The organism is Rhodoplanes sp. SY1 (genome assembly GCF_046000175.1).
In the GTDB taxonomy this organism is placed as follows: domain Bacteria; phylum Pseudomonadota; class Alphaproteobacteria; order Rhizobiales; family Xanthobacteraceae; genus Rhodoplanes.
The window spans coordinates 42,870-69,555 of the sequence record NZ_JBEOMB010000016.1 but is presented as its reverse complement, the minus strand read 5'-3'; the positions used below and the strand labels follow the sequence as shown (position 1 = coordinate 69,555).

Sequence of the window (26,686 nt, the reverse complement as noted above, 5' to 3'; positions counted from 1 at the left end):
GGTTCCGCCCGCCTAAGGTCCGGCCGCAATGCAGCGCAGCTCCTGCCGCTTTCGAGGACCGATGACGGGCCGCATCGACGATCTCCGCAGCTTCATGGCGGCACTCCGGCAGAAGGGCCTGTTGTGCGACATCACCGCGCCGGTCGATCCGGTGCACGACCTCGGTGCGGTGCTGCGCGCCTGCGAGCAGGACGGGAAGGCGGCCTACTTCCACCGGGTGAGCGGCTCGTCCGTGCCGGTGCTCGGCAGCGCGCTCGGCTCGCACGAGCGCATCGCGCTCGCGATCGGCTGCTCGCGCGAGGCTCTCGGCGACGTGATGGAGGCGGCGACGCAGGCGCCCATGCCGCCGAAGGAGATCGACGGGCCGGCGCCGTGCCAGGAGGTCGTCGAGACTGCGGTCGATCTCGGCACACTCCCGGTGCCGACCCACGCGCCGAAGGACGGCGGCCCCTACATCAACGCCGGCGTCGTCATCGCCCGCGCGCCGGGCGGCGGCCGCCACAACCTGTCCTATGTGCGCCTGCAGGTGAAGGGCAAGGATCGCATCGGCGTCAACCTCAACACCTGGCGGCATCTGCTCGAGTTCTTCGAGGCGGCGGAGAAGCGGGGCGAGAACCTGCCGTTCTGCGTGGCGCTCGGCGTCGACCCCGCCCTGATGATCGCCGCGGCCTATCGCTACGACGGCGACGAGTACGAGATCGCCGGATCCTTGCGCGGCGCCCCGACCGCGGTGGTGCGGGCGAAGACCTGCGACGTGCTGGTGCCGGCGACCGCCGAGATCGTGCTCGAATGCGAGATCCTCGCGGGCGAGCGCGAGGCCGAAGGCCCGATGGCCGAGTACACGGGGCATTACTCGGGCGTGCATCCGCAGCCGGTCGGTATCGTCAAGGCGATCACGCATCGGCGCGACCCGATTTTTCAGACGACGGCCGGCGCCTCGTTCGAGCACCTGCTGCTCGGCACCGCGGTGACGCGCGAGCCCAAGCTGAAGCGCCTGTGTCGGCAGGCCTCGCCGCGGGTGCGCGACGCCTGGCTGCCGCCCTTCGCGTCCGGATTTCTCGCGGTCGTCGCCATGGAGGAGCCGCGGCCCGGCGAGGCCCGGACGGTCGGCATCGCGGCGCTCAACGCCCACGTCAACATCAACACCGTGGTGGTGGTCGACACCGACGTCGACATCTTCGACCCGACCGAGCTGTTCTGGGCGCTGTCGACGCGGGTGCGCTGGGAGCGCGACCAGGTCGTCATTCCGGGCACGCTCGGCAACGAGCTGCACCCGGCCGCCGACCGCACCGGCGTGATCGCCAAGACCATCATCGACGCGACGCTGGCGCCCGAGCTGCGGGGCTCCTACAGCAAGATCGTCTACCCGAAGGTCGACCTCGCCGCGCTTCTGGCCGGGCAGCGCGGCGACGGGACGTGAGCCGACGTCTCCCCGTCCCGCCCGTGCGGGACGGGAGAGAGCGGTGCCGTGTCGCGGAATCCGGCTCGCGCGACGCGGCAGCTCAGGTCAGCTTGCCGAGCTCAGGTCAGCTTGCCGACATGCGCCTCGAGCAGCGACCACGCCTTGGTGCCGTAGACGCCCTTCCACTTGGCATAGAAGGTGCCGAGCGGCGTCTTGAAGCCGGAGACGTCGCACTGGTTGACGATCATTCCCTTGGCCTGAAGGATCCCGATCGCTTCGGCCGTCGCCTTTTCGACGTCTTGGCGCTGGGCGAGCGCGCTGATCCTCACGTTCCGCTCGACCACCGCCTTGAGGTCGTCGGGCAGCTTGCTCCAGGCGGCCGCGTTGGCCGTGAAGGTGAAGCCGGACCACCAGTGGTTGGTGAGGCTCAGATAGGTCTGCACCTCGTAGAGCCGCATCAGCACGATCAGGAACAGCGGGTCGGTCTGCGCGTCGCAGGTCTTGTCCTTCAGCACCTGGTAGAGCTGGCTGAGCGGGAACTTCTTCGGCACGGCGCCGAGCGCCTGGAAGAAGTCGACCGTCATCTCCTGCACCGGGGTGCGCATGGTCATGCCGGCGAGATCATCGACGGTGCGGATCGGCTTGGTGCTCGTGGTGAGGTGATGGAAGCCGTTGTCGCCGCCCCACCGGAACGCGTAGATGCCCTTGGCCAGGAGCTCGGCCCGGATGTAGTCGCCGAGATCGCCGTCGAGCGCCTTGAAGACCTCGGCGGGGCTCTTGAACGTGAACGGCAGGCCGGGCATCTCGGTGACCGGAACGATGGGCCCGAGCACGTTGCCGGCGTTGTACATCTCGAGTTCGCCGTTCTGCAGCATGGCGAGCATCTTGGTGTCGGACCCGAGCACGCCGCCGCCATGCATGGAGATGTCGAGCCGTCCGCCCGTCTCGGTGCGGACCCGGTCGGTCATCTCCTTCAGGCGGATGAAGTTGGGGCTGTTGACCGGCTGGCTGAGGCCGAGCCGCCACGTGTAGTCGGCGGCGCGAGCCCGCGAGCCGACGAAGACCGTGGCCGCGGTGCCGACCAGGACGGAGCGGCGGGACAGACCAGTGGCGTCGAGAAGGCTGTTCATGGCATTCCCCGATGGCTATGGGTGGCGCGGAAACAGGGAACGTCTGCCGGGGGCGTCGGACGAGAACTCACGGACGTCGCAAGAAAGGCTATCACGCTGCCCAATCGACGGGCGATCCGGCGAAAACGCGGATCTGGCCGGCGGCTTTGGTATGAAAAGTGGTACGAAAGCGGCCGAGCGCGAGATCGCGGAGCACGAGACCGCGGAACGTGAGGCCTCGGAACGCGAGGATGGAATGTTGAGAGCCACGAAAGTACTCCCGCACGGAACGGCGTCGTCGGAGGCGGTCGTCGATCGCGTCCTGCTCGACGCCGATGATCGCCATCGCCGCCGGTTGGCGATGACGGGCGAGGCCGGCACCGCCTTCCTGCTCGATCTGCCCGAGGCGACGCGGCTGCTCCACGGTGACGGCCTGCTGCTCGAGGACGGGCGCGTCGTGCTGGTCGCGGCGCGACCGGAGGCGCTGATCGAGGTGGCCGCGGCGAGCGCCGCCGCGCTGGCGCGGCTCGCCTGGCACATCGGCAACCGCCACACCGAGGTGCAGATCGTCGGCGATCGCCTGCGCATCCGCCGCGACCACGTCCTGGAGGACATGCTCCGCGGGCTCGGCGCGACGCTCACCCCGATCGACGCGGCGTTCGATCCGGAGTCGGGCGCCTACGCGCCCGGCGGGCATGGTCATTCTCATGGGCATGGGCATGGGCATGGGCATGCGCACGCGCACGCGCATGGGCACGCCCGCCACGATCACGATCATGATCATCATGATCTGGACCATGCGCACGGCCACGACCATCATGGTCATGATCACGACCACGCGCACCATCCCGGGCACGGCCATCCCCATCCGCATGACTGACGCTGCCGACACCGTGTCGGCGGGGGCGCTGTGGCGGCTGCTCGCCTGGATGTCGCCGTCCTTTCCGGTCGGCGCCTTCGCCTATTCGAGCGGGCTCGAATGGGCCATCGAGGCGGGCGACATCCGCGACGCCGACACGCTGCGGCGCTGGCTCGCCGTGTTGTTGCGCGACGGCGGCCTGTTCTGCGACGCCGCGCTGTTCGCCCATGCGCATCGCGCCGCCGCGTGCGATGACGCTACGGCGCTCGCCGAGACGGCCGCGCTGGCGCTGGCGCTCGTGCCGTCGCGCGAGCGCTATCTGGAGACGACGACGCAAGGGAAAGCCTTCGTCGAGGCGATCCGCTCGGCTTGGCATTGCGCGGCGTTCGACCGCCTGCCGCTCGGACCGCAGAACCACGTCGCCTATCCGGTGGCCGTCGCGGTCGCGACGGCCGGTCACGGAATTCCGCGCGAGCCGGCGCTGCACGCCTTCGTGCATGCCCTGGTGGCGAACCTGATCTCGGCCGGCGTTCGACTCGTGCCGCTCGGCCAGACCGACGGCCAGCGCGTGCTCGCCGCCCTGGAGCCGCTCGCCGTCGAGACCTGCGCGCGCGCCGCCGCGACGCCGCTCGATGCCATCGGCAGCGCCGCGTTCCGGGCCGACATCGCCTCGATGCGGCACGAGACCCAGTACACGCGGCTGTTCCGGTCGTGAGAGGGGCACTCCATTCGTCGTCATTCCGGGACGCTGCGAAGCAGCGGGCTCGGAATCCATACGCACGCACCAGGGTTATGGATTCCGGGCTCGCGGCCTGCCGCCGCGCCCCGGAATGACTGGTTGTTGATCACATCGAGCGAAGAAGGACACTCACATGCCCAGTCCCAACGGTCCCCTGCGGGTCGGCGTCGGCGGTCCGGTCGGATCCGGCAAGACCGCGCTGATGGACACGCTCTGCAAGCGGCTGCGTGAAAAGTTCGACATCGCGGCGATCACCAACGACATCTACACCAAGTGGGACGCCGAATATCTGGTGCGCTCGGGCGCGCTCGCGCCGGAGCGCATCGCCGGCGTCGAGACCGGCGGCTGCCCGCACACGGCGATCCGCGAGGATGCCTCGATGAACCTCGCCGCCATCGCCGAGATGCGCGGGAAATTCCCGAACCTCGATCTGGTGCTGGTCGAGTCCGGGGGCGACAACCTCGCCGCAACGTTTTCCCCCGAACTCGCCGATCTGACGATCTACGTGATCGACGTCGCGGCCGGCGAAAAAATCCCGTCGAAGGGCGGCCCCGGCATCACGCGCTCGGATCTTCTGGTGATCAACAAGATCGACCTCGCGCCGCATGTCGGCGCCTCGCTCGCCAACATGGAGCGCGACGCCCGGCGCATGCGCGGCGAGCGACCGTTCGTCTTCACCAACATGAAGACGGGCGAAGGCGTGGACACGGTCGAGGCGTTCGTGATCAGGGCGGGGGGGCTAGCTTAACCCGGAAAAACAGCGCCGTCATGGCCGGGCTCGTCCCGGCCATCCACGTCTTTCTGTCCCGACGCGAAGAGAAGGCGTGGATGCCCGGCACAAGGCCGGGCATGACGAGGCGGGAGGCAGGCTCGCCTCCACGCCCCGGAATGACGAGCATCACTTCGACGCGAACGGAGAGATCCCGCGCTTCAGGAACGCGCCGTCGCCGGGCTGCCCGAGGATCTTGCCGTCCTCGCACACCGGCTTGCCCTTGAGGATCGTCATCACGGGCCAGCCCGTCACCGCGAGTCCCTCGTAGGGCGTGTAGTCGCAGGCGCCGTGCATCAGCTCCTGGCGGATCGTCTCCTTGCGGTTCGGATCCCACAGCACGAGGTCGGCGTCGAAGCCGGGCGCGATCGAGCCCTTCTTGGGATAGAGCCCGTACATCTTGGCGTGGTTGGTCGAGGTCAGCGCGACGAACTCGTTCAGGCCGATGCGGCCCTTGTCGACGCCGAGGCCCCACAGCACCGCCATGCGGGTCTCGACGCCCGGGATGCCGTTCGGCACCCACTTGAACGAGGTCTTGGCCTTCGGGCTGCGCTTGCCGTCGACGCCGTCCATGAACGGGCAGTGGTCGGACGAGAAGGTCTGGAACACGCCGGCCTGCAGGCCCTGCCAGATCGCCTCCTGGCTGGCATGATCGCGCGGCGGCGGCGAGCAGACATACTTGCCGCCGCTCTCGTCCATGTTGAGGCCCTTCATGTCGTCGGCCGTCAGCGCGATGTATTGCGGGCAGGTCTCGCCGTAGACCTTCATGCCGCGGCTCTGGGCCCAGCGGATCTGCTCCATCGCCTCGCGGCCGGAGACGTGGACGATCATGATCGGCACGTCGGTCAGCTCGGCGTGGCTGATCGCGCGGTGCGCCGCCTCGCGCTCGACGATCTCGGGCCGCGACACGCCGTGATAATAGGGCGCCGTCTTGCCGGCCCGCTCCAGCCGCTCGGTCATGAACTTGATGGCGTCGTAGCCCTCGGCGTGCACCATCACCAGCGCCCGGCAGCCGCGCGCGCACTCGAACACCTCCAACAGCTCGCGGTCGTTCAGGACCATGTCGTCGTAGGTCATGAACACCTTGAACGAGGTGTAGCCGTCGCCGACCAGCGCCGGCAGCTCCTGGCCGAGCACGCTGGGGCTCGGATTGGTGATGATCAGGTGGAAGCCGTAGTCGCAATACGCCTTGCCGTCGGCCTCCTGGTGATACTCCTGGACGACGGCGCGCAGCCCCGCCCCGCGCGGCTGCATGGCGAAGGGCAGCACCGTGGTGGTGCCGCCGGCGATCGCGGCGCGGGTGCCGGTCAAGAAGTCGTCCGACATCTTCGGCCCGCCGAAGGTCGGCTGGGCGAGGTGGACGTGGCTGTCGATGCCGCCCGGCATGACGAGGAGGCCGGACGCGTCGATCTCGCGCGCCGCGCCCTCGATCCGCTCGGCGACCGCGACGATGCGGCCGCCGCGGATGCCGACATCGGCCCGCACCGTGTCGCTCGCCGTCACGACGGTGCCGCCGCGGATGGAAAGATCGTAGTCGGACATGGGACGCTCCGGATGCGGGAAAGGCCGCGGCCGGAGGGATCGGGCGGCCGCGCGGGACCGGTCGCGAGGCTTACCCCGATCCGGATCCCGGCGCAACGGCGGGACTGTCTTCGCGAGGCGCGTCCGACCTCTCCCCGCATGCGGGGAAAGGTCGGTGTCCGCGCGCAAAGCGCGGATACCGGGTGAGGGGCGTCGCCGCGAGTCCGAGCTTTGCGGAGGCGCCCCCTCACCCGACTCGCCTCTTCGAGGCAAGCCACCCTCTCCCCGCGCGGGGAGAGGGATCAACGCCCGCCTTTGCATGTTCACCTTTCTGGCCTCCGCATCCTGCCCGCAGGCTGGGCGGCGGCTGCGTAAACTCGCCGCTACCGAAGCGAGTTTCGATCTCGTATGATTCGTGGCTTCCCGGAGGAGTCATGTCGCGAGACTGTATCCAGATCATCCGCCGCGGGCGGGTTCTTCGGCTGCGCGGTTTCGCGCCGCGCACCACGGTGCTGGACTGGTTGCGTTTGGAAGAACGCTCGACCGGCACCAAGGAGGCCTGTGCCGAGGGCGACTGCGGCGCCTGCACGGTGGTGCTGGCGCGCCGGCGCGGCGACCGCGTCGTCTACGAGCCGGTCAACTCCTGCATCGCCTTTCTGGGCCAGATCGACGGCGCCGAGCTGATCACGGTGGAAGATCTGGCCGACTCCGGGCCGGACGGACCCGGCCCGGAAAAGAACGGCGCCCTGCATCCGGTGCAGGCGGCGCTGGCGCAGGGCCACGGCTCGCAATGCGGCTTCTGCACACCCGGGATCGTGATGAGCCTGTTCGCCCACTACCACCGCGTGTCCGAGACGGGGCCGCGCGACCGCGCGCCGTCGCGTGACGAGATCGACGAGGTCCTGGCCGGCAACCTGTGCCGCTGCACCGGCTACCGCCCGATCGTCGACGCCGCGACGGCGAGCCTCGCCGCTCCGGCCGCGGACCGCTTCGCCCGCACCGCGGCGGAGCGTCTCCGGGCGCTGCGCGAGCTGGAGGACGGTCAGGACGTCTTCGTCGGCAACGAGACCTCGTTCTTCGCCGCACCGGCAAACGAAGACTCCCTCGCGACGCTGCTGGAGCAGCATCCGGACGCGACCATCGTGGCGGGCGCCACCGATGTCGGCCTGTGGGTGACCAAGAAGCTCGCCGCGCTGCCCAAGATCGTCCATGTCGGCCGCGTCGCCGGCCTCGATGCTGTCGGCGACACGGCCGAGACCCTGACCCTCGGGGCGGCGCTGCCGCTCGGCCGCGCGAAGCCGCTGCTTGGCAGCCTCGATCCCGACGTCGACGAGCTGATGCGGCGCTTCGGCTCGACCCAGGTGCGCACCTCGGGCACGGTCGGCGGCAACATCGCCAACGGCTCGCCGATCGGCGATCTCGCGCCCGTGCTGATCGGGCTCGGCGCCACCGTGGAGCTGCGCAAGGGCGACCGTGTCCGCACGCTGCCGGTCGAGACGTTCTTCATCGCCTACGGCAAGCAGGATCGCGAGAAGGGCGAGTTCGTGCGTCGGCTGATGGTGCCGAAGCCCGCGGCCGAGACGCGGCTGCGCGTGTTCAAGATCACCAAGCGCATGGACGAGGACATCTCCGCCGTGATGGGCGCCTTCGCGATCACGATCGCAAGTGATCAGAACGAGCCTCCTCGCATCACCTCGGCCCGGATCGCCTTCGGCGGCATGGCCGGCGTGCCGAAGCGCGCGACCGCGGTCGAGCAGGCGCTCGCCGGTGCCCCGCTCACCGATCCCGCGACGTGGCGCGCCGCGGCGAACAAAATCGGCGAGGACTTCACCCCGCTCACCGACCAGCGCGGCAGCGCCGCCTACCGGCTGAAGGTCGCCGAGACTATCGTGATCAAGGCGCTCGCCGAGATCGCCGGCGTGCCGAGCGCGACGACGCGGGTGCGCCCGAGGGAGGTGGCTCGTGTCGCTTCGTGAAAAGCCCGAGGACATGCTGCGTCACGTCAGAAAACCGCTGCCGCACGACAGCGCGGTCAAGCAGGTGCAGGGCGCCGCGCCCTATATCGACGATCTGCCGGAGCCGGCCGGCACGCTTCACATCGCGGTCGGCGGCTCGACCAAGGCGCACGGCACGCTCGTGGCGCTCGATCTCGACCGTGTCCGTTCAGCGCCCGGCGTCGTCGCCGTGATCACGGCGGCCGACATCCCGGGCAAGAACTGCGTCGCGCCGCATATGGACGACGAGCCGATCTTCGCGACCGACAGGATCGAGTTTCACGGCCAGCCGCTGTTCGCCGTCGTCGCGACGACACGCGACGCCGCGCGGCGCGCCGTGCCGCTCGCGACGATCGAGATCGCGCCGGCGCCGCCGGCCGTGACGATCGACGAGGGGCTCGCGACCGGCGCGCGGGTGCTGCCCGACTATGCGTTCGTCGGCGGCGACGTCACCGCCGCCATCGAGGCGGCGCCCCACAAGGCGTCCGGCACGTTGCGCATGGGCGGCCAGGAGCACTTCTATCTGGAAGGCCAGATCGCGCTCGCCATCCCGGGCGAGGACGGCGCCATGCTGGTGCACTCCTCGACCCAGCACCCGACCGAGGTGCAGCACATCGTGGCGCGCACGCTCGGCGTGCCCGATGCCTTCGTCACCTGCGAGATCCGCCGGATGGGCGGCGGCTTCGGCGGCAAGGAGACCCAGGCCTGCCAGTGGGCCGCGATCGCCGCGCTCGCGGCGCGCGTCACCGGCCGGCCGTGCAAGCTGCGGCTCGACCGCGATGCCGACATGATGATGACGGGCAAGCGCCACGACTTCCGCGCCGACTGGGCGGTCGGCTTCGATCACGAAGGCCGCATCGCCGGGCTCGACATGCTGCTCGCGGCACGCTGCGGCATGTCGGCGGACTGCTCGGCCGGCGTCGTCGACCGCGCCATGTTCCACGCCGACAATACCTATCACCTGCCCGCCTTCCGCATCGACACGCGGCGAGTGAAGACCCACACGGTCTCCAACACGGCGTTCCGCGGCTTCGGCGGCCCGCAGGGCATGCTGGCGGCCGAGCGCGTGATCGAGGCCATCGCGTGGTCGCTCGGCCGCGATCCGCTCGACGTCCGGAAAGCGAATTTCTACGCGCCCGGCCGCGACCGTACGCCCTACGGGCAGACCATCGAGGATCACGACGTCGGCCTCGCGCTGATCGAGGAGCTGGAGCGGACCTCCGACTATCGGGCGCGCCGCGCCGCGATCGCCGCGTTCAATGCGACGTCGCCGATCCTCAAGCGCGGCCTCGCCCTGACGCCGCTGAAGTTCGGCATCTCGTTCACGCTCGCCGCGATGAACCAGGCAGGTGCGCTCGTGCATGTCTATCAGGACGGCTCGGTGCATCTGAACCATGGCGGCACCGAGATGGGGCAGGGCCTGTTCCAGAAGGTGGCGCAGGTCGCGGCGGAAGAGTTCGGCATCGGGCTCGAGCGCGTGCGCATCACGCCGACGAGCACCGAGAAGGTCCCCAACACGTCGCCGACGGCGGCCTCCTCGGGCAGCGACCTCAACGGCATGGCCGTGCAGGCGGCGTGCCGCACCATCAAGGCCCGCATGGTCGCCTTCGCGGCGGAGAACTGGTCGGTGCCGGAGGAGCAGATCCTGTTCGCCGACGATCACGTCCAGATCGGCAATCAGCGCATCGGCTTCGGCGAGCTCGCCCACGCGGCGCATTGCGGCCGCGTGTCGCTGTCGTCGACCGGCTTCTACAAGACGCCGAAGCTGCACTGGGACCGCGCCCGCGGCACCGGCCACCCGTTCTTCTATTACGCCTGGGGCGCCGCGGTCAGCGAGGTGCTGATCGACGCCGGCACGGGCGAGAACAAAGTCTTGCGCGTCGACATCCTTCACGACGTCGGCCGCTCGCTCAATCCGGCGATCGACATCGGCCAGATCGAGGGCGGCTTCGTCCAGGGCATGGGCTGGCTCACCACCGAGGAGCTGGTGTTCGACGCCGAGGGCCGGCTGCTCACCCACGCACCGTCGACCTACAAGATCCCGGTCGCGTCCGACGTGCCGGCTGATTTCCGCGTCGCGCTGTTCGACGGGGCCAATCGCGAGGAGACGATCTATCGCTCCAAGGCGGTGGGCGAGCCACCGTTCAATCTCGCCATCTCGGTGTTCTGCGCGCTCGCCGACGCGGTCGAGGCCGCCTCGCCCGGTGCCGGCGCACGGCTCGACGCCCCGGCGACCCCGGAGGCGATCGTCACGGCGATCGGCGACTTCGACGTGGCGGCGGCGCTCGGGGCGGCGCTGGCGCGGCCGAGCTGATCGGGTCGCGGAGCCTCGATGACGGTCTTCGCCCGCATCGCCGAGACGATCGCGCAGCACGGCCGTGCCGCGCTGGTCAGCGTCGTGCGCGTCGCCGGCTCGTCGCCACGCGAGGCCGGGGCGCGCCTGGTCGCGCGGCCGGACGGCGGGTTCTGGGGCACGATCGGCGGCGGCCGGCTCGAATACGAGGTCCTGGCCGAGACCACGGCGGCGCTGGCGAGGCCCGATGCGGCGCGGGCGCGATTCCGCACCTGGACGCTCGGTCCCGATCTCGCCCAGTGCTGCGGCGGGGTCGTGACCATGCTCACCGAGATCTTCGACCGACGTGATCAGGAGACGATCGCGGCTCTGGCGGCGGCGGAGCGCGGCGGGCCGTTCACGGCGATCGCCCGGCTCGGCGACGATGGACGCGTTAGACGCGAGATCGTGTCGGCGCCGACCTCGGCCGCCTCTGATCAGAAGCCGGGCCGTCCGGAATCCGGCGCTCCGTTCGTGGAAGAATTCGGCGACGAGCTCACGCCGGTGCTGTTGTTCGGCGCCGGCCATGTCGGCCGCGCCCTGGTGCTGGCGCTGGCGCCGCTGCCCTTCGCGGTGCGCTGGATCGACAGCCGGCCGGAGGCCTTTCCGAGTCACCTGCCGGCGAACGTCGTCGCGGTGCACAGCGAGACGCCCGACCGCGAGGTCGACGGCGCCCCCGCAGGCGCGCTCGTCCTGGTGATGACGCACGCCCACGCCCTCGACTACGCGGTCGCGGCCCGGGCGCTGTCGCTCGACAAGTTCGATCTGGTCGGCATGATCGGCTCGGCGACCAAGCGGGCCCGCTTCGCCTCCCAGGCCCGCGCCCTCGGCCTGAACGAAGCGGCGATCGCCCGCCTCGTCTGCCCGATCGGCCTGCCGGAGATCGGCGGCAAGACGCCGGCGGTCATCGCCGCCTCGGTCGCGGCGCAGCTTCTCGTCGCCCGCGAAAAGCTCGGCGCCGTGCCGCGACGTCCCGTCGGCCGCGCGGCCGCTCAGGGCTGAGCGTCGGGCGCCGCCGCTTCGCCGCGCCAGCCGCAGGCCGTCAGGGCCGCGGCGAGGTGGGGCGGCACCGGGGCGGTGACCCGCACGGGCGGCTTCGACTTGGACAGCGGCACCACGATCTCGCGGGCGTGCAGGTGCAGGCCGGGGCCGCCGAAGCGTGGGCCGCGGCCGTAGATGTTGTCGCCGAGGATCGGGAAGCCTCGCGCCGCGCAGTGCACGCGGAGCTGGTGGGTCCGGCCGGTCAGCGGCGACAGGGCGAGCCAGGTGAGCGGCGCCGCCGGCGCGCCCGGCGTGGCCCCGCGCCCCAGCACCCGCCAGGTCGAGACCGAAGGCAGGCCGTTCGGGTCCGGCTTCATCCACCAGCCGCGGGTCTCGTCGAGCCGGCCGAGCGGGAGGTCGATGGTGCCCTCGTCCTGCTCCGGGCCGCCCTCGACCACGGCCCAGTAGGTCTTCTTCACCTCGCCGTGCTTGAACAGGAGGCCCAGATGGGCGAGCGCCTTGCGGTGGCGGCCGAGCACCAGGCAGCCCGAGGTCTCGCGGTCGAGCCGGTGGGCGAGCGCGGGGGCGCGCGGCAGGCCGAAGCGCAGCGCGTCGAACGACGCCTCCAGGCACTCGCCGCCCTTCGGCCCCTTGTGGACGGGCAGGCCGGCCGGCTTGTCGATCACGATCATCAGCCCGTCCCGGTGGAGGACGCGCGCAAGCATCTCTTCCTGTGTCATGGCGAAAGCGCTATCACGGCTGCCGACATGACCGAAAGCACCGAAGACACCGAGAATACCGCCCCGGGACAGTGGTGGCGCCGCCTCTCCGGCGGCCTCAAGCGCACCTCGGCCTCGATCGGCGGGGCGATCGCCGATCTGGTCACCAAGCGCAAGCTCGACCACGCCGTGGTCGAGGAGCTGGAGGAGGCGCTGATCCGTGCCGATCTCGGCATGGAGACGGCGATCGCCATCGCCGGCAAGGTCGGCGAGGGGCGCTACGACAAGCAGGTCACGCCCGAGGAGGTGAAGGCGATCCTGGCCGCCGAGGTCGAGACGATCCTGGCGCCGGTCGCCAAGCCCTTGGTGATCGATCCGGCCAAGAAGCCGTTCGTCGTGCTGGTGGTCGGGGTCAACGGCTCGGGCAAGACGACGACGATCGGCAAGCTCGCGGCGCGGCTCACCGCGGAAGGCCGCAAGGTCGTGCTGGCGGCCGGCGACACGTTCCGGGCCGCCGCCATCGAGCAGATCAAGATCTGGGGCACCCGCACCAGGAGCCCGGTGATCGCCGGCACCCAGGGCGGCGACGCCGCGAGCCTCGCCTACGAGGCGCTGGAGACGGCCCGCAGCCAGGACGCCGACGTGCTGATCGTCGACACGGCCGGCCGCCTGCAGAACAAGTCGACGCTGATGGGCGAGCTCGAGAAGATCGTCCGGGTGATGCGCAAGGTCGACGCCACGGCGCCGCACGCCGTGCTGCTCGTCCTCGACGCGACGGTCGGGCAGAACGCGCTGTCGCAGGTCGACGTGTTCGCCCGCACGGCGGGCGTCACCGGCCTCGTGATGACCAAGCTCGACGGCACGGCGCGGGGCGGCATCCTGGTGGCGGTCGCGGCCAAGCACGCCCTGCCGATCCATTTCATCGGCGTCGGCGAGGGCGTCGACGACCTGTCGCCCTTCGAGGCGAAGGATTTTGCCAAGGCCGTGGCCGGGATCGAGTAGGTCGGCCTCGGCGCCGCAGCCTCGTGGTCCCGGACGCGGTGCAGCGCGAAGCGATGTGCCGCGAGCCGGGACCCAGGGCGTCGCATGCAGGGGCTCGCATTCCGGGGCTTCGCACGCCTGCGAGGCTCGTCGTGCCGCCCCTGGGCCCCGGCTCTGCGGCACATCAGGCCTGCGGCCTGCTGCGCCTTGTCCGGGGCACACGGCCGCTGCGAGTCACCCCGCGATCAGCGCCTGGTAGCCGGCTTCGTCCAAGAGCCCGTCGAGCTGGCCCTTGTCGGCGATCGTCATCTTGAACAGCCAGCCCTGACCGGCCGGGTCGGTGTTGACCAGGCCCGGCTCGGCGACCACGGCCTCGTTCACGGCGGTCACCTTGCCGGCGACTGGCGCGTAGATGTCCGAGGCCGCCTTCACCGACTCGACCACGGCCGCCGCGGCGCCCTGGTCGAAGCTGGCGCCGACGCCCGGCAGCTCGACGAAGACGAGGTCGCCGAGCTGCTCCTGGGCGTGGTCCGTGATACCGACGACGGCGACGTCGCCGTCGAGCCGCAGCCACTCGTGGTCCTTGGTGAATTTCAGCATCGCAGTCTCCGTGCGATCAGGGCGCGGGGCGGGTGTCGGTCGCCGGCGCGGTCGGCGCGGCGGGCTTGTCGGTGTCGCCAGCGGCGTGGCGGGCGAGGAGGCGCACCTGCGCCACGGCGAACAGGAAGGTCAGCGGCACGAAGCCGAACAGCTTGAAGTTCACCCAGAAGTCGGTGCTCTGCGTGCGCCAGACCAGCTCGTTGACGGCCGCCATGACGACGAAGAACACGGCCCAGCGCACCGTCAGCTTGCGCCAGCCCTCCTCGGTCAGGTCGAACACGCTGTCGAACACCATCGCGAGCAGCGGCCGGTCGCGCCACAGGCCGACCGCCAGCACGATCGCGAACAGCATGTAGATCAGGGTCGGCTTCAGCTTGATGAACGTCTCGTCGTGCAGCACCAGCGTCAGGCCGCCGAACACCGTCACGATGACGGCCGAGACGACCGGCATCACCGGCAGGTGCCGAGTCAGCGCATAGGACACGGCGAGCGCGGCCAGGACCGCGACCATGAAGGTGCCGGTCGCGGCGAAGATGCCGAATTTCGCATTTGCTGCGAAGAACAGCACCAGCGGGCCGACGTCGAGGGCGACCTTGAGGGCGGGGTTCAGGCGGGTCTCGGACATCAGGGGTTCCACGAGGGGTGGCGCAAAGCTGCACCTAGCACGAGGCTCGCCGGTCGCGCCACCGCCCTGGCTCACGAGTCGGCGGTTGCTGCGCGGCACGGCGAGTCGGGCCATGTACACAATCCCCGCCATCTGACACCGCGCGTGTGACGCCCTCGCCACAGCTCCCGGCTGTTCACGGTGAACACCGCGTCAAAACCGTGGTTGGAAATTGACCGGCCGGGAAAACGCCCCACACTGACGAATCAGGGGAGCGAGGTGCCATGTCGGACTTCAGGATCAAAGATTTTCTGGACCGGCTCGGCGAGCTCGGCCTCTTGTTCTCGGCCACCCGGCTGGCGGACGGCAGCATCCGTCTCAACCAGTGGCGCGGCATCAACTACTACGAAAACGAGCCGGAGATCCGCCGGATCTGGTCGGATGCCATGGACGGCCGCGACGGCCGCGCCCAGGACATCGCCCGCTATGTCGAGCTGACCCAGAGCCGGGCGCGCTCGCTCAAGGCGGCCTGAGGCCTCCACCGACTCTGCCTTCCGATTCTGCGCTGCGACGGCGCGCCAACGCCGTCGCAGGTGTGTCCGGGCGCCGGTTGTGACCGTTTCGCCACGCTGTGTCGCGCCCCGAACACGCCCAAGAATCGGCCCGTCCCGTCCCAGAATTTGCCCCGCCGGTCTGTTCGATAGGCGACCGGGGGAGTGCCGCGCCGCCATCGTCGATGGCGGAGCGGGGGAAGGGGACGAGACATGAGATCAGTGATCGCCGTCCTGCTGGCGAGCTTGCTCCTGCTGCCGCTGCCCGCGGCGGCCGGGGAACCGGCGCGGCGCGACGTCGTCGAGGCCGTCGATGCGTTCGCGTCGTCGGACGCCGTGCTGCACTTCATCCAGGGCTACCGGGCCCGGCCCGAGCCAGCCCGCGTGCCCGCGGCGGTCCGCGCGGCGAGCCGGACCGGGGCGCTGGCGCGGCCCGAGGCGGCCGGCCTCCATGTCGGCTTCCTGGCCGGCGTGATCGCCGCGCAGCCCACCCGCGCCGATGCGCTGATCGCCGCCATGGTGCCGTTCCCGCAGGAGGACTCCTGGGTGATCGTCCGCGCCATCGCCTATTCGGGACACCCGGACTGGAAGGGCCTGCTCGCTCGCAGTGCCGCCCGCTTCCCGCATCACGACGCGATGATCCAGGCCTATGTCAGCGACCGCATGCCCACCCTCGCCCGCCTCGCCATGGACGAGCCCGCCTCGGTGTGGACCCGCATGCGCGGCTGGTTCCGGTTCGGCGAGCCGGCCGACAAGACGCCGGCGCTCGCCGTCGGCCCGGACGTGCTCGACACCTTGTGGGGCATCTATTTCGCCACCGGCGACGCGGCGCCGCTCGCCCGCATCGTGGCGCTGCTGCCGTGGTCGGAGGAGCGCGCCGATGCCGGCCGGCTGACGGTCGGCTGCATGGCGAAGTTCACGCTCGCTGCCAACGCGGCGCGCGATCCCGTGCTGCTCGGGCTCTTGCGGAGTGAGCTGGCGGCCCAGCCGGCGGGAACCGCCGGCGTGCTGAAGGACACGATCGCGGCGGCCGAGTCGATCGATCTCGGCCGCATCCGCAAGGAATCGATCGACGCCATCCGGGCGCTGGAGAAGGGGGCGCCGGCGGCGACGCCGCAACGCGACTCGTCGCTGTGGCGTCGAACCGTCGCCGCCGTGCTGACGCGGTAGTCGGTCGCTAGACATCGCCCCACACTCGGCTCATTCCCGCGAAAGCGGGACTCCAGGGCGACACGGCATGTGGCCCCTGGGTCCCCGCCTTCGCGGGGACGAGCGGGAGGCCAATCTGAAGCCCAATCTTATCCCATGACAGGGGCGGCGTCGGCCGCAGGCTCAGCGCGTCTCGTCGGCGCGCGGCGCCGGCTCGGCCGGAGGGGCAGCCTCCGCGGGTGCCGGGGCCTGGATCGCCGGCGTCTCGATCGGCGGTGCCTGCGTCGGCGAAGGCGGGGCGGCGGCAGGCTGCTCGGGCGTCGGCTGGTCGACGGCCGGGGGCGGCGCCTCCGGCGGGGCCGCGGCCGGAGGCGCGGAGGGTTCGGTGGCCGGGGCGGCCGCGGCGGTCGCCACGGCGCGGGACGGGTCGCCGACATAGCCGGCCAGCAGCACCACCCCGGTGTCGCGGTCGCGCAGCGCGAACCAGAACGGCTTGTCGAAGACGACCCGCGGGTTCTGGTTGCGCAGCGCCGAGCGCACGGTGAGCACGGCGGTCGCGGCGGCCGCCTCGGTGCCGGTCTCGTCGATCCTCAGCACGGTCTTCTGGATCACGTCGGAGATGCGCTGGCCGGGGCCGAAGCCGTCGAGCGCCGTCGGGGACGAGCGTCCCTCCTTCAGCCCGAGCGCGTCGAGAGCGGGCAGGAGCCCGGCGCGCTGGTCGAGCGCGATGCGCGGCAGCGACACCTCGACGGTCGCGGCGGCGAAGTCGCGCCCGGACAGCCAGTCGGTCACGGGCGCGAAGCCCGAGGCCGGCAGCGGCTTCTCCTTCGAGGTGACGAGCACCAGGCCGAAGCGCGGCGACTGGTAGCCGAGCTCGACCGCGACGAAGGTGTCGTCGCTGCGCATCGGCGTGCCGTCGATCGTGCCGGCCATCATCGGCACCTCGACGGTCGCACCGTCGGCGCGGGTGAACGGCGCCGGCCTGGTGCGGCCCGGCGCGAAGGCGGTCTTCCAGCGGTCCTTGAAGTAGAGCGCGTTGACGGCGACGAGGCCGGGATCGGTCGGCGCGCGGTCGAGCAGCGCCGGGATCAGGCCGCGGGTCTTCTCGCCGACCCAGCCGTTGATCTTGGCGAGCGACTCCGGACTGCCGAGCGGATCGCGGAACACCTCGCCGCCCGCGGCCGTCACGGCGGCCAGCACCGACTCCTTCGGCGTCATCGCCGGATCGATCCAGATCGCGTCGGCGACCGACAGCACATCGGCGATGCTCTTGTCGGCCATGACGGCGGCCGTGATGGCGCGCACCGAGCCGAAGTCGACCGGCGGCGGCAGCGTCCGCGCGACCGAGGCCTTGCCGGATTTGCGCGCCTTGTCGCCTTTCCGTGGCTTCTCCGCCTTGCCGGCCGGCTTGTCCGCCGCGGCGGCGGGGGGCGCCGCGGCCGCCGCCGCGTCGGTGAAGCCGAGCATGCGGGCGAGCGCTGCCTCGAGCTTGGCGTCGGCGCCGAGCGCGATCAGGCCCGACACCATCGCGAGGCTGCCGGGCGACACCATCAGGTTGGCGGCCTCGGGCGTCTCCTTCTGCAGCGCCTCGACCAGCTTCACGGCGAGCCGTGTCTGGGCGGTCCGCATGGCGGCGACGTCGACCTTCACGGGCGTCGCGGCGGACGTCGCCTGACCGGGAACCGGTGCCCCTGGTGGCCGGTCGGCCGATTTCTTCTTCGGCTGCGTCTTCGGGGCCGTCGATGAGCCGCGTGAGGTCGCGGCCTTGCCGTCGCGGTCGGCCGGGGCCGACCAGGCCGGCCCCGATACGTCAACGGCCGCCAGCGCGAAAAGCGTGGCGGCGGCGACGGCGATCACCTTGCGGGACATCGCACCCTCCCTGGCACTCTCCCTGGTGTCGGCGGCGGCACGGGAGGTTCACGGCCGGTCGCGGCGAAGCTTACGCCCGGCACCGGGCGAACGCTACGCGCGTGGGCAGGGTTCACGCACGCAAGACGAAATGTCCGCCCGGGGGGCGGTGCGCATGCGACTCGGTTGTCGGGTATCGGGGCGGGGGCAATGCCGACGCGGTCGCTTCGGAACGGGCGTCGCTTCGGAACGGGCGTCGGATCGGAACGGCGTCGGGGCGGCTGGCGGAACGCTCGGGCGGCCTGTGTGCGGCCGTTGCGGTTCACACGGCCTCGATCACGCGGCTTCGGTCACGCGGCCTCGGTCACGCGGCCTGCTTGGGATCGACGGTGCGGAAGCTGGTGCGGATCACCTCGGTGCCGCACTGGTCGCAGGCGTAGGTGGTGTCCTGGATGCGGGGCTCGGCCTTGGTCGTGCTGACCGACCGGTACGACATGCGCTGGGCACAGCGCGGGCAGGGAATGATGAGGGATGGCAGCGAGCTAGCGGAGGCTACACCCAGACGGCGCATGCAAATTCCTCCTCGATTTTCCAGTCCGTGCAATTGCGCATGTCTAGTCCAGCGCGCCGAGGCGGTACGAGTCAATACAAATTTGTGCTATGCACAATTAATGGAAGGTATGCACAGACCGCAGCTTGCTGTGGCAAGATGCATACAAGCCGAACCTCGCCGGCCCGCTTGGCTCGATGGTCCCGCAGCGCACAACCACGACTCGCACTACGGCCGCAGCGCAAACCGCCGCCGCCGCGGCCGCGCTGCCGGCGGTTGCGGGTGCCTATGTATTACTCATCCGGTTGGATAAGCCTTTCGTCTTACGGCTCGCCGGCCGGCCGGCCGTGTCGCTGTCGGCGGGGCGTTATCTGTACTGCGGCTCGGCTCGTGGCCCCGGCGGGCTGCGCGCCCGCGTCGCCCGCCACCTGAGACAGCGAAAGACGCTGCGCTGGCATGTCGACCGGCTGACCACGCGAGGCCGGGTGATCGCCGTGTGGGCCGTGCCGGACGGCGACGAATGCGCGCTCGCCGCGCAACTGGGCGGCCTGCCCGTGCCGGTCCCGGGCTTCGGCTCGAGCGACTGTGCCGGCTGCCCGAGCCACCTTTTCGCCTGGCCGGAGGGTACGGTCCTGCCCTTCGGCGCACCGACCGTGTCCCGAGACTGAGCGGTCGGGCGACTCAGGTCTTCGGGGCGCCGTGGTCCTGCGGCTCGCCGGGCTGCTCGGGGCCGACCCGGAACGGCCGCATCATCTCGTTGTCCTCGTGCTCGACCATGTGGCAGTGCCAGACGAACTGGCCGGCCTTCGCGAACCGCATTCGCACCCGCGTCACCTCGCCGGGCCGGGCGATCACGGTGTCCTTCCAGCCGTCCTCCTCGGGTCGCGGCGGCCGTGCCGGACCCTCCGGGCGCCCGGTCTCGTCGTCGAGCGCGCGGCGGTCGACGACCTGGAACAGGACGTCGTGGACGTGCATCGGATGGGCGTCGCCGGTGAGATTGTGGAACGCCCAGACCTCGGTGTCGCCCGGCGCCGGGTTCTCGGTCACCGGGTCGGCCCAGTGGCGCAGCGTGACGCCGCGGTCGCGGCCGAGCGCGGGGTCGAAGGTGGCGAGCGCCGCCTCGTGCGGCACCTCCCCCTTGCGCGACGGCGTCATCTTCTCGACCAGCGCCAGCGCCCGCTCGCGCACCGGCTCCGGCAGCGCCGCGATCGGCGGCAGGGCGAGGCGCGCCGGGGGCGTGGTGATGTCGGGACCGGTCGCCGAAACGACGCGGAACTGCATCACCTGACCGGTGCTGCGGCGCTCGGCCGGATCCTCGTCCGGCTCGCCCTTGTAGGGCGCGTCCGGCCCGAGATTGCGCAGCGTGACGCGGCTGCCCGCCGCGAGGCGCGAGAAGTCGACGATCAGATCGGCGCGCTCGGCCGGTGCCAGCAGCACGTCGCGCAGCTTCACGGGCGCGCGCAGGAAGCCGCCCTCGGTGCCGATCTGCCAGACCTCCACCTTGGGGTCGGCGAAGCGCAGGATCAGGACCCGCGCATTGCAGGCGTTGAGGACGCGCAGCCGGTAGCGTCGCGGCTCGACCTCGCAGCGCGGCCAGGCGCGGCCGTTGACCACCATCACGTTGCCGAGGAACTCCGGCACCCAGATCGGCGCCACGTCGGAGGCCGGGATGAACGGCCCGGCATAGCCGTCGAACAGCCGCCGGCTGTCCGGGTAGTAGAGCGAGCCGTCGGCGTTGAACGAGCGGTCGGTGATGGCGAGCGGGATCTCGAGTGCGCCTGCCGGCAGCACCGCGGTCGTACCGTCCCCGGCGACGCGCGGATGGTCGGCCGGGTCGTCGCTGCGGATCAGATAGAGGCCGGCGAGGCCGGCATAGACGTTGAGCCGGGTCAGGCCGAGCGTGTGGTCGTGATACCAGAGCATCCCGGGGCGCTGGCTGTTGGGATAGCGGAAGGTGACGCGGCCCGCCCCCCAGTCGCTGCGGCCCGACTTCGCCCAGAAAAAATCGTACCAGGTGCCGACCGGCGCGAATCCGTCGGGCAGGTCGACGGCGTCGGGCAGCACCCAGGCCTCCGGATAGCCGTCGCTCCAGTCCTCCACGGCCTCCATGCCGTGCACGTGGGTGACCAGCGGCACCGGTCCCCGGTAGGGCCCTGGCGTCGTCTCGAAGGTCGGGCGGGTGTCGCGGCGGCCGCCCGGATTGGCCCAGTGCAGCGTCGGGTCGACCGGCAGGAGATGCGGCCGGAAGCGCCGTTCCGCCGTCATCAGGTCGTTGATCCAGGTGATCTCGATCGGGGTGCCGCGTGTCGCCTCGATGGTCGCGGCCGGCGTGGCGAAGCTGTCGTCCCGGCCCTCGGCGCCGTAGCACCAGAGGGTCGTCCGGCCGAAGGGCGGCGGCAGCATCTGCTGCCGGTGCTGGCGCGCCGCGATCCGGTAGGCGTTCGGCCCGGACCGCGGCATCGGCTTCGGCACGGCGAGCGGCAGCGCGAACCGCTCGACCCGGTCGATCCGCAGGGTGCCGCCCATCACCGGCCCGGCGATCGCGCGCGATCGGCCGAAAGGATCCTGGACGAACAGGCTGAGCGAGATCCCGGCCCCATAGGCGAGGAAGGCACGGCGATCGATCGGCATGGCATGCTCCGGCTGTCCGACGACCTGATCATATGCAGCTGACCGTATGCGATTGCGGCGCAGAGCGAAAGCCGGGTGCGGCGTTGCGGCGTGCGGTGTCGCAGGCCGGTCACCCGCCGTGCTCACTCCTCGTCGAACCAGCCCTGCTCGGCGTCCTCGTGGCAGGCCTTGCAGTCGCCGCGGAACTTGGCGCCCTTGCGGGCGAGCGTCGCCGGCGCGACCCGGTCCTTGCGTTCGTGCTTGCGGGTCCACCACGGCAGCTCGGTGATGCGGGCCGGCGTCACCTCGGGCGGCAGCTTGCGCATCATCTTGCTGTTGCGCCCGGCGGCGTCGGCCGCGTTGGCGGCGAGATACGCCGCGATGCGGTCGGTCGTCGCCTGGTCGAGCGCGGCGTTGTCGCCGAAGTGATTTGATAGGTTCGCCGTCATGGCGCGCCAGGAGCGGGCCGGCAGGAGCCCGGCCGGATAGACCAGATGGCAGGCGCCGCATTCCGCCTTCACGACCGGGTCGCGCACCGGGTCCAGCCGCAGCCCGTCGGCGACCAGCGGGCTCGCGAGCGTCACCAGCACCGCGGCGGGGGCGCCGACCAGCACCAGCGGGCGCAGGATCCACATCCATTTGTCCGACATCGAGGTCATCTCACTGGCCGATCAGGAAGGCGACGAGATCCGCCCGCTCGGCGGCCGTGCAGTCGCGGCCGAGCACGTCGGGACAGTTCCGGCGGAACCACTTGTCCACGGTGGCCGGATCCGACAGGCGGGTCGGCACCACCGAGGGGGCGAGCGGCTCGATCGTCTTGCCGGCGCGCGCCTGGCCGGCGCGGGCGAGGTTCGTCGTGTGGCACGACGTGCAGGACGGCGTGTCGGGCTTGCCGGCGGCCGGGCTGCTCATGAACAGCACGCGGCCGCGCTCGGGCGACGGCGCGAAGCCGGTCTCGGTGGTGCGCGCGGCGGTGACGGCTCGGTCCAGCACGGCGCGCTGGGCGGCGCCCGGCTGGGCGAGGCTCGGCGCGGCCAGGCCGGCGAGCAGCAAGGCCGCGGTCACCTGAAGCGCGGGCACGCGGCGGCTGGCGACCGGCGCGGTGCGCCGGCCGGACGAAGGTCCGGTCATGGGTCGTCTCCTGGATCGTCGGTCGGTCGACTGCGCGGCGGATCAGCCGTGGCGCGGCGTGCCGAACGGCAGCATGCGGGCGATGGCGCCGTCCTTCAGCATCGTGTGGTGGACGATCGCGGCGACAGCGTGCACGCCGGCCAGGACGACGATCAGGTTGGCGCCGATCTCGTGCATCTCGCCGAGCCGGTGGGCGAGGTCGCGGTCCGGCCCGATCAGCGGCGGCAGCGTGAACAGGCCGAAGAAGCCGACCGTGCGGCCCTTCGCCCACACCATCGCCATGCCGGCGATCGGCACGATGAACAGGAGGAGATAAAGGCTCAGATGCATGGCCTTGGCGGCCATCTGGACGAGCGGGGCGCCGGGGATCGGGGCGGGCTGCGGCGCGGCGATGCGGCGCGCGAGGCGCAGCACCGTGAAAGTCAACACCAGGAGGCCGACCGCGATGTGGGTGGAGATGAGCTGCGTCTTGGCGGCGCCGCGCGGCATGTCGTCCATCAGCTGGCCGCTGACGAACGCACCGGCGACGGCGATCAGGGTCAGCCAATGGAGGGCCTGGGTGAAGGTGTCGTAGCGAAATCTGTCGGCGGCGATGGGCGGCGTGGTCATGATGCGGCATCCCGATCTGCTTCAGGAACAATGCCGCCTTGTCGCACGCGCCGGCTGACGCGCTTCTGACCCGCGCCGTCAGGCTCCCGTCAGCGACCGTCTTGCGGGATCGCGGCCCGCGGCAGATGGACGGCGGCCGTCATGCGGCCGGGCTCGGTCGGGCCGAGCCGCAGCGCGCCGTTCCAGGCGTCGGCGATGTCGGCCGCGATGGCGAGGCCGAGCCCGGTGCCCGGGCCGGTGTCGATGCGGCCGCCACGGGTGAGCGCCTGCGGCACCAGGGCGGCCGGGATGCCGGGGCCGTCGTCGACCACCCGCACCACCACGTCGCCGTCCTCGGCGGCCGCCGTGACGGCGACGCGCTCGCGGGCGTGGCGGGCGGCGTTGTCGACGAGGTTGCCGAGGATCTCGGCGAGGTCGTCGGGCGCGATGCGGGCGGCGAGCTGCGGATCGATCGCCACCTCCCAGTCGAGCGCGTCGCCCGTCGGGGTGCGGCGGACGACGTCGACGACGCGCTGCGCCACCGCGCCGACTGGCGCCGCCGCGTCGGCGGCGACCGCGGTCCGCCGGGCGCGCGCGAGCTCGCGCTCGACGTGGCGCCGCATCGTCTCGCCGATCAGGTCGAGGTCGGCGGCGATCGCCGTCTCGCCCTTCTGCTTCAGGCGGTCGATGTCGCCGGCCAGCACCTGCAGCGGCGTCTTGAGCCCGTGAGCGAGGTCGGCGGCGCGCGCCCGCGCCGTCTCGAGCTGGCGGTCGCGCTGGTCGAGCAGCCCGTCGACCTCGGCGGCGAGCGGCCGCACCTCGTCCGGAAAAGCAATGCCGAGCCGCTCGGTGCGGCCGGAGCGGATCGCGGCGAGGCGCGCCTGCACGGCGGCGAGCGGGGCGAGACCGACCCGCACCTGAACGGCCGAGGCGATCACCAGGAGCAGCGCGACCAGCGCCAGGAACGGCAGCAATTCGCTGGTGAACTCGGCCCGGGCGGCGGCGAGGTCGGCGGCGTCGCGCCCGACCACCAGCCGCACCGTGGCGCCGCCGAGCCGCGCCGGAAGCACGACGCGGCGTTCGACCGCCATCAGCTGCGTGCCGCCCGGCCCGGCGATGCGATGGCGATGCACGGTGCCTTCCCCCGGCTCGTCCGCGGGCGGCGTCAGCTCGAAGTCCCACAGCGAGCGTGAGCGGTCGAGGAGGCCGCCGGGCTCCTGTGTCACCTGCCAGTAGAGGCCGGACAGCGGCTTCTCGAAGCGGGGATCGTCGGGCGGATCGGCGACGACGAGCTTGCCGTCGGCGTCGCGGTCGATGCCGGCGGCGAGCCGGTCGAGCAGCACGACGAGCTCGTCGGTCATGCCGCGCTCGGCATGGCGCTCGAACAGCACCGACAGGCCGAAGGCGGCGACGCCGAGCGCGACCAGGACCGACACGGCTCCGGCGACGAGCAGGCGGAGCCGGAGCGAGCCGGCGATCACGAGGTCGCCTCCTTGCCCTCGCCGATGCGGTAGCCGAAGCCGCGCCGCGTCTCGATGGCGTCGGCGCCGAGCTTGCGCCGCAACCGCATCACCAGCGCCTCGAGCGCGTTGGCGTCGCGGGCGTCGTCGGTGCCGTAGAGCTGGTCGATCAGCTCGTGCGGCGGCACGACGCGATCCTGGTGGAGCGCCAGGTAGGCGACCAGCCGATACTCCAGCGGCGAGAGAGTCACCGGGACGCCGCGGACCAGCACCCTCATGTCGCGCGGGTCGACGGTGAGCGGGCCGGCCGTGATGACGGCGGTGCCGATGCCGGCGGAGCGGCGGATCAGGGCGCGGGCGCGGGCGACCAGCTCCTCCATGCGGAACGGCTTCGGCAGGTAGTCGTCGGCGCCGGCGTCGATGCCCTCGACCCGCTCGGCCCAGGTGCCGCGGGCAGTGAGGATCAGCACCGGCGTCTGCCGGCGGTTGGCGCGCCAGCGCTTGAGCACGGCGAGGCCGTCGAGCCGCGGCAGGCCGAGATCGAGGACGACCAGGGCGTAGTCCTCGGTGTCGCCCTTGAACCACGCCTCCTCGCCGTCGGCGACCACCTCCACGACGCCGCCGGCGGCGGTCAGCGCCGCGGCGATGTCGCGGGCGATGCGGGGCTCGTCCTCCACCACCAGGATGCGCATCGCTCGTCGTCCTTTCGGTGCTCGTCCTCAGTCGTCGTCCGCGACCGGCTTGCCGGTCAGGGCGTCGACCTTCGCCTCGACCAGCTTGCCGTCGGGGCGAAGCGCCTTGACCTCGTAGACAATGCGACCGTGGCAGTGCTCGAGCTCGACGTCGATGGCCTGACCGCCGAGCTCCTTCTCGATCACGGGCAGCAGCTCGGCGAGCGGTTTCGCGCGGCCCTCGGACAGCGCCTTGAGGGCGCAGTCGTGGTCGCCGCGCTGGCGCCGCCGCCGGCCTTCTCCGCGCCCTTCGCCGCGCCCGCGGCCGGCCCAGGGCGGCGGGCCGCCGCCCCACGGCGGCCCGTCGCCACGCTGGGCGAGGGCGGGAGACGCACCGGTGAGAAGGGCGAGACCGGCGAGGACGAGGGATCGGCGGGGGAGGGTCATCGCGGCAGTCTCGTCGCGTCGTCCTGACGGGCGCCTGACGGGCCGCGTCAGACCCGGATCAGCCGCCCCGTGCGACACTCGCAGCCGATCGGGAGCTTTGTCCCGACCGGAACTCAGGAGGACGACATGATAACGGCTCGCACGATCGTCGTCGCGGTCGCGTTGCTCGCGGCCGGCACGCTCGCGGCCGATGCGCAGGGCTGGGGCCAGGGTCAGGGGTACGGACCGGGCTGGGGCCAGGGTCAGGGGTACGGACCGGGCTGGGGCCGAGGGTATGGTCAAGGCTACGGTCCCGGCTACGGCCGCGGTCCCGGCTGGCGGCAGGCCGCCGGTCCGTGCGCGGCCGGCCAGAACACCCCCGGCTGCTGGCGCGTGCAGAATCCCGACAAGCACGCCGCCTGCTTCAAGGAGGCGGACGCGAAGGGCCTGCGCGCCGGCCCGCGCCGCACCTTCATGGCCGAGTGCATGACCAAGTAGCCCGACACCCGTCCGGGACGGCGGCCGAACCGCCGCCCCGGGCGTGACGTCACGGCGCCCCGGGGCGCGACGTCACGAAGGGGCATCCGGCCGCCTCGGCGTCAGCGGACCCGGTAGGCGCCGTGGCAGCCGGCGCATTGCGTCGTGATGGCGGCGATGCCGGTCATCAGCGATTTCCAGCCGGCGGCGTCGGGCGGATCCGCCACGGTCTGGGTGACGCGGGCGAAATCGTCGGCGGCGCGGTGGAACGCGAAGCCCATCTCGCGGAACTCGGCCGGCATGTGGCGCCCGATCCCGAGCCCCTGGCCGATCGCCATCTCCTTGCGGGCGAGGGCGCCGGCCTCCTTGACGCGGCCGCTGCCGACCAGCTGCAGCACCTGGTCGAGCGTCGTCATGTGGGTCCGCATGTGCTCCAGGAAGGTCTGCCGCACGTCCGCCGGCAGATCGATCAGCAGGCGCGGGTCGTCGCTCTCCGGCGCGGCCCGGACCGCCGCCATCGTCGTCGCCAGCAGGGCGAGGCCCGCCAGGAGCCCTGCCGCGAGCGTCGCCGTCGTGCCGCCCCGTCGTGTCGTGCCGCTTCGTGTCATCGGTCGT

General features: G+C 71.6%; 27 protein-coding genes. 12 read left to right on the top strand and 15 right to left on the bottom strand.

What is annotated here, in order from left to right; genetic code table 11:
• The first annotated feature begins 61 nt into the window (after positions 1 to 61).
• The gene (locus ABTU92_RS06205) at positions 62 to 1,420 is read left to right on the top strand and encodes a UbiD family decarboxylase (protein ID WP_408088699.1); all 1,359 of its coding nucleotides are present in this window, start codon (positions 62 to 64) and stop codon (positions 1,418 to 1,420) included.
• 101 nt (positions 1,421 to 1,521) lie between these two features.
• On the opposite strand, the gene ABTU92_RS06200 is transcribed toward ABTU92_RS06205, so the two are convergent.
• Complete coding sequence (locus tag ABTU92_RS06200; RefSeq protein WP_408088697.1) at positions 1,522 to 2,532, bottom strand: TRAP transporter substrate-binding protein; 1,011 nt, start codon at positions 2,530 to 2,532, stop codon at positions 1,522 to 1,524.
• Between ABTU92_RS06200 and ABTU92_RS06195 the strand changes: the two genes are divergently transcribed.
• From ABTU92_RS06195 to ureG, 3 genes are all read left to right on the top strand, one after another.
• On the top strand, positions 2,531 to 3,391 hold the full coding sequence (locus tag ABTU92_RS06195) for an urease accessory protein UreE (protein ID WP_408088695.1): 861 nt from the start codon (positions 2,531 to 2,533) through the stop codon (positions 3,389 to 3,391). The two genes, ABTU92_RS06200 and ABTU92_RS06195, sit on opposite strands and share 2 nt — an antisense overlap.
• Positions 3,384 to 4,085: an urease accessory protein UreF gene (locus ABTU92_RS06190; protein ID WP_408088693.1), complete on the top strand. Its 702-nt coding sequence runs from the start codon at positions 3,384 to 3,386 to the stop codon at positions 4,083 to 4,085. The genes ABTU92_RS06195 and ABTU92_RS06190 overlap by 8 nt, the downstream gene beginning before the upstream one ends.
• A 157-nt stretch (positions 4,086 to 4,242) precedes the next feature.
• Positions 4,243 to 4,857 (top strand): urease accessory protein UreG, encoded by a 615-nt coding sequence (ureG, locus tag ABTU92_RS06185; protein WP_408088691.1) that lies wholly within the window; start codon positions 4,243 to 4,245, stop codon positions 4,855 to 4,857.
• A gap of 150 nt (positions 4,858 to 5,007) precedes the next feature.
• Here the strand turns inward: ureG and hydA are convergent, their stop codons facing one another.
• The gene (gene hydA, locus ABTU92_RS06180; RefSeq protein WP_408088689.1) at positions 5,008 to 6,420 is read right to left on the bottom strand and encodes a dihydropyrimidinase; all 1,413 of its coding nucleotides are present in this window, start codon (positions 6,418 to 6,420) and stop codon (positions 5,008 to 5,010) included.
• Positions 6,421 to 6,833: 413 nt separating this feature from the next.
• On the opposite strand from hydA, the gene xdhA reads away from it, so the two are divergent.
• From xdhA to xdhC, 3 genes are read left to right on the top strand one after another with little or no spacing between them, the layout of a single operon-like run.
• A complete protein-coding gene (gene xdhA, locus ABTU92_RS06175; RefSeq protein WP_408088687.1) occupies positions 6,834 to 8,375 on the top strand; it encodes a xanthine dehydrogenase small subunit in 1,542 nt (513 codons plus the stop codon).
• 13 nt (positions 8,376 to 8,388) lie between these two features.
• Complete coding sequence (xdhB, locus tag ABTU92_RS06170; protein ID WP_408088737.1) at positions 8,389 to 10,707, top strand: xanthine dehydrogenase molybdopterin binding subunit; 2,319 nt, start codon at positions 8,389 to 8,391, stop codon at positions 10,705 to 10,707.
• Positions 10,708 to 10,725: 18 nt separating this feature from the next.
• Positions 10,726 to 11,727 carry a xanthine dehydrogenase accessory protein XdhC gene (gene xdhC / locus ABTU92_RS06165; RefSeq protein WP_408088685.1) on the top strand — a complete coding sequence of 334 codons (1,002 nt, stop codon included), beginning with the start codon at positions 10,726 to 10,728 and terminating at the stop codon, positions 11,725 to 11,727.
• Here the strand turns inward: xdhC and ABTU92_RS06160 are convergent.
• The gene (locus ABTU92_RS06160) at positions 11,718 to 12,446 is read right to left on the bottom strand and encodes an RluA family pseudouridine synthase (RefSeq protein ID WP_408088683.1); all 729 of its coding nucleotides are present in this window, start codon (positions 12,444 to 12,446) and stop codon (positions 11,718 to 11,720) included. The genes xdhC and ABTU92_RS06160 overlap by 10 nt on opposite strands.
• 27 nt (positions 12,447 to 12,473) lie before the next feature.
• On the opposite strand from ABTU92_RS06160, the gene ftsY reads away from it, so the two are divergent.
• The gene (gene ftsY / locus ABTU92_RS06155) at positions 12,474 to 13,427 is read left to right on the top strand and encodes a signal recognition particle-docking protein FtsY (RefSeq protein WP_408088681.1); all 954 of its coding nucleotides are present in this window, start codon (positions 12,474 to 12,476) and stop codon (positions 13,425 to 13,427) included.
• Positions 13,428 to 13,640: 213 nt separating this feature from the next.
• Here the strand turns inward: ftsY and gcvH are convergent, their stop codons facing one another.
• Together gcvH and ABTU92_RS06145 are read right to left on the bottom strand one after the other, a co-directional pair.
• Entirely contained in the window at positions 13,641 to 14,006 is a 366-nt protein-coding gene (gene gcvH / locus ABTU92_RS06150) for a glycine cleavage system protein GcvH (RefSeq protein WP_408088679.1), read from the bottom strand.
• 16 nt (positions 14,007 to 14,022) lie between these two features.
• The gene (locus tag ABTU92_RS06145; protein ID WP_408088677.1) at positions 14,023 to 14,631 is read right to left on the bottom strand and encodes a septation protein A; all 609 of its coding nucleotides are present in this window, start codon (positions 14,629 to 14,631) and stop codon (positions 14,023 to 14,025) included.
• 263 nt (positions 14,632 to 14,894) lie between these two features.
• On the opposite strand from ABTU92_RS06145, the gene ABTU92_RS06140 reads away from it, so the two are divergent.
• Positions 14,895 to 15,143, top strand: a complete 249-nt coding sequence (locus ABTU92_RS06140) for a hypothetical protein (protein ID WP_408088675.1) — start codon at positions 14,895 to 14,897, stop codon at positions 15,141 to 15,143.
• Positions 15,144 to 15,374: 231 nt separating this feature from the next.
• A complete protein-coding gene (locus ABTU92_RS06135; protein WP_408088674.1) occupies positions 15,375 to 16,331 on the top strand; it encodes a hypothetical protein in 957 nt (318 codons plus the stop codon).
• Between the two features lie 162 nt (positions 16,332 to 16,493).
• Here the strand turns inward: ABTU92_RS06135 and ABTU92_RS06130 are convergent, their stop codons facing one another.
• Entirely contained in the window at positions 16,494 to 18,179 is a 1,686-nt protein-coding gene (locus ABTU92_RS06130; RefSeq protein WP_408088672.1) for a serpin family protein, read from the bottom strand.
• 343 nt (positions 18,180 to 18,522) lie between these two features.
• Entirely contained in the window at positions 18,523 to 18,654 is a 132-nt protein-coding gene (locus tag ABTU92_RS06125) for a hypothetical protein (RefSeq protein ID WP_272779918.1), read from the bottom strand.
• Positions 18,655 to 18,854: 200 nt separating this feature from the next.
• Between ABTU92_RS06125 and ABTU92_RS06120 the strand changes: the two genes are divergently transcribed.
• Positions 18,855 to 19,376, top strand: a complete 522-nt coding sequence (locus tag ABTU92_RS06120; RefSeq protein ID WP_408088670.1) for a GIY-YIG nuclease family protein — start codon at positions 18,855 to 18,857, stop codon at positions 19,374 to 19,376.
• A 13-nt stretch (positions 19,377 to 19,389) separates the two neighbouring features.
• On the opposite strand, the gene ABTU92_RS06115 is transcribed toward ABTU92_RS06120, so the two are convergent.
• The 7 genes from ABTU92_RS06115 to ABTU92_RS06085 all read right to left on the bottom strand — a co-directional run bounded on the left by ABTU92_RS06115 (position 19,390) and on the right by ABTU92_RS06085 (position 25,615).
• Positions 19,390 to 21,339, bottom strand: a complete 1,950-nt coding sequence (locus ABTU92_RS06115; protein ID WP_408088668.1) for a multicopper oxidase family protein — start codon at positions 21,337 to 21,339, stop codon at positions 19,390 to 19,392.
• Positions 21,340 to 21,461: 122 nt separating this feature from the next.
• Complete coding sequence (locus ABTU92_RS06110; RefSeq protein WP_408088666.1) at positions 21,462 to 21,953, bottom strand: hypothetical protein; 492 nt, start codon at positions 21,951 to 21,953, stop codon at positions 21,462 to 21,464.
• Between the two features lie 25 nt (positions 21,954 to 21,978).
• On the bottom strand, positions 21,979 to 22,449 hold the full coding sequence (locus ABTU92_RS06105) for a DUF1924 domain-containing protein (protein ID WP_408088664.1): 471 nt from the start codon (positions 22,447 to 22,449) through the stop codon (positions 21,979 to 21,981).
• Positions 22,450 to 22,491: 42 nt separating this feature from the next.
• Positions 22,492 to 23,058, bottom strand: a complete 567-nt coding sequence (locus ABTU92_RS06100; RefSeq protein WP_408088662.1) for a cytochrome b — start codon at positions 23,056 to 23,058, stop codon at positions 22,492 to 22,494.
• 89 nt (positions 23,059 to 23,147) lie between these two features.
• Positions 23,148 to 24,518 carry a sensor histidine kinase gene (locus ABTU92_RS06095; protein WP_408088660.1) on the bottom strand — a complete coding sequence of 457 codons (1,371 nt, stop codon included), beginning with the start codon at positions 24,516 to 24,518 and terminating at the stop codon, positions 23,148 to 23,150.
• On the bottom strand, positions 24,515 to 25,189 hold the full coding sequence (locus ABTU92_RS06090; RefSeq protein WP_408088658.1) for a response regulator transcription factor: 675 nt from the start codon (positions 25,187 to 25,189) through the stop codon (positions 24,515 to 24,517). The genes ABTU92_RS06095 and ABTU92_RS06090 overlap by 4 nt, the downstream gene beginning before the upstream one ends.
• A 27-nt stretch (positions 25,190 to 25,216) precedes the next feature.
• On the bottom strand, positions 25,217 to 25,615 hold the full coding sequence (locus ABTU92_RS06085; RefSeq protein WP_408088656.1) for a PepSY domain-containing protein: 399 nt from the start codon (positions 25,613 to 25,615) through the stop codon (positions 25,217 to 25,219).
• A 126-nt stretch (positions 25,616 to 25,741) separates the two neighbouring features.
• Here ABTU92_RS06085 and ABTU92_RS06080 point away from each other — a divergent pair, with 126 nt between their 5' ends.
• Positions 25,742 to 26,092 (top strand): hypothetical protein, encoded by a 351-nt coding sequence (locus ABTU92_RS06080; protein ID WP_408088654.1) that lies wholly within the window; start codon positions 25,742 to 25,744, stop codon positions 26,090 to 26,092.
• A gap of 101 nt (positions 26,093 to 26,193) precedes the next feature.
• On the opposite strand, the gene ABTU92_RS06075 is transcribed toward ABTU92_RS06080, so the two are convergent.
• Positions 26,194 to 26,679 (bottom strand): hypothetical protein, encoded by a 486-nt coding sequence (locus tag ABTU92_RS06075; RefSeq protein WP_408088652.1) that lies wholly within the window; start codon positions 26,677 to 26,679, stop codon positions 26,194 to 26,196.
• Positions 26,680 to 26,686: the final 7 nt, after the last annotated feature.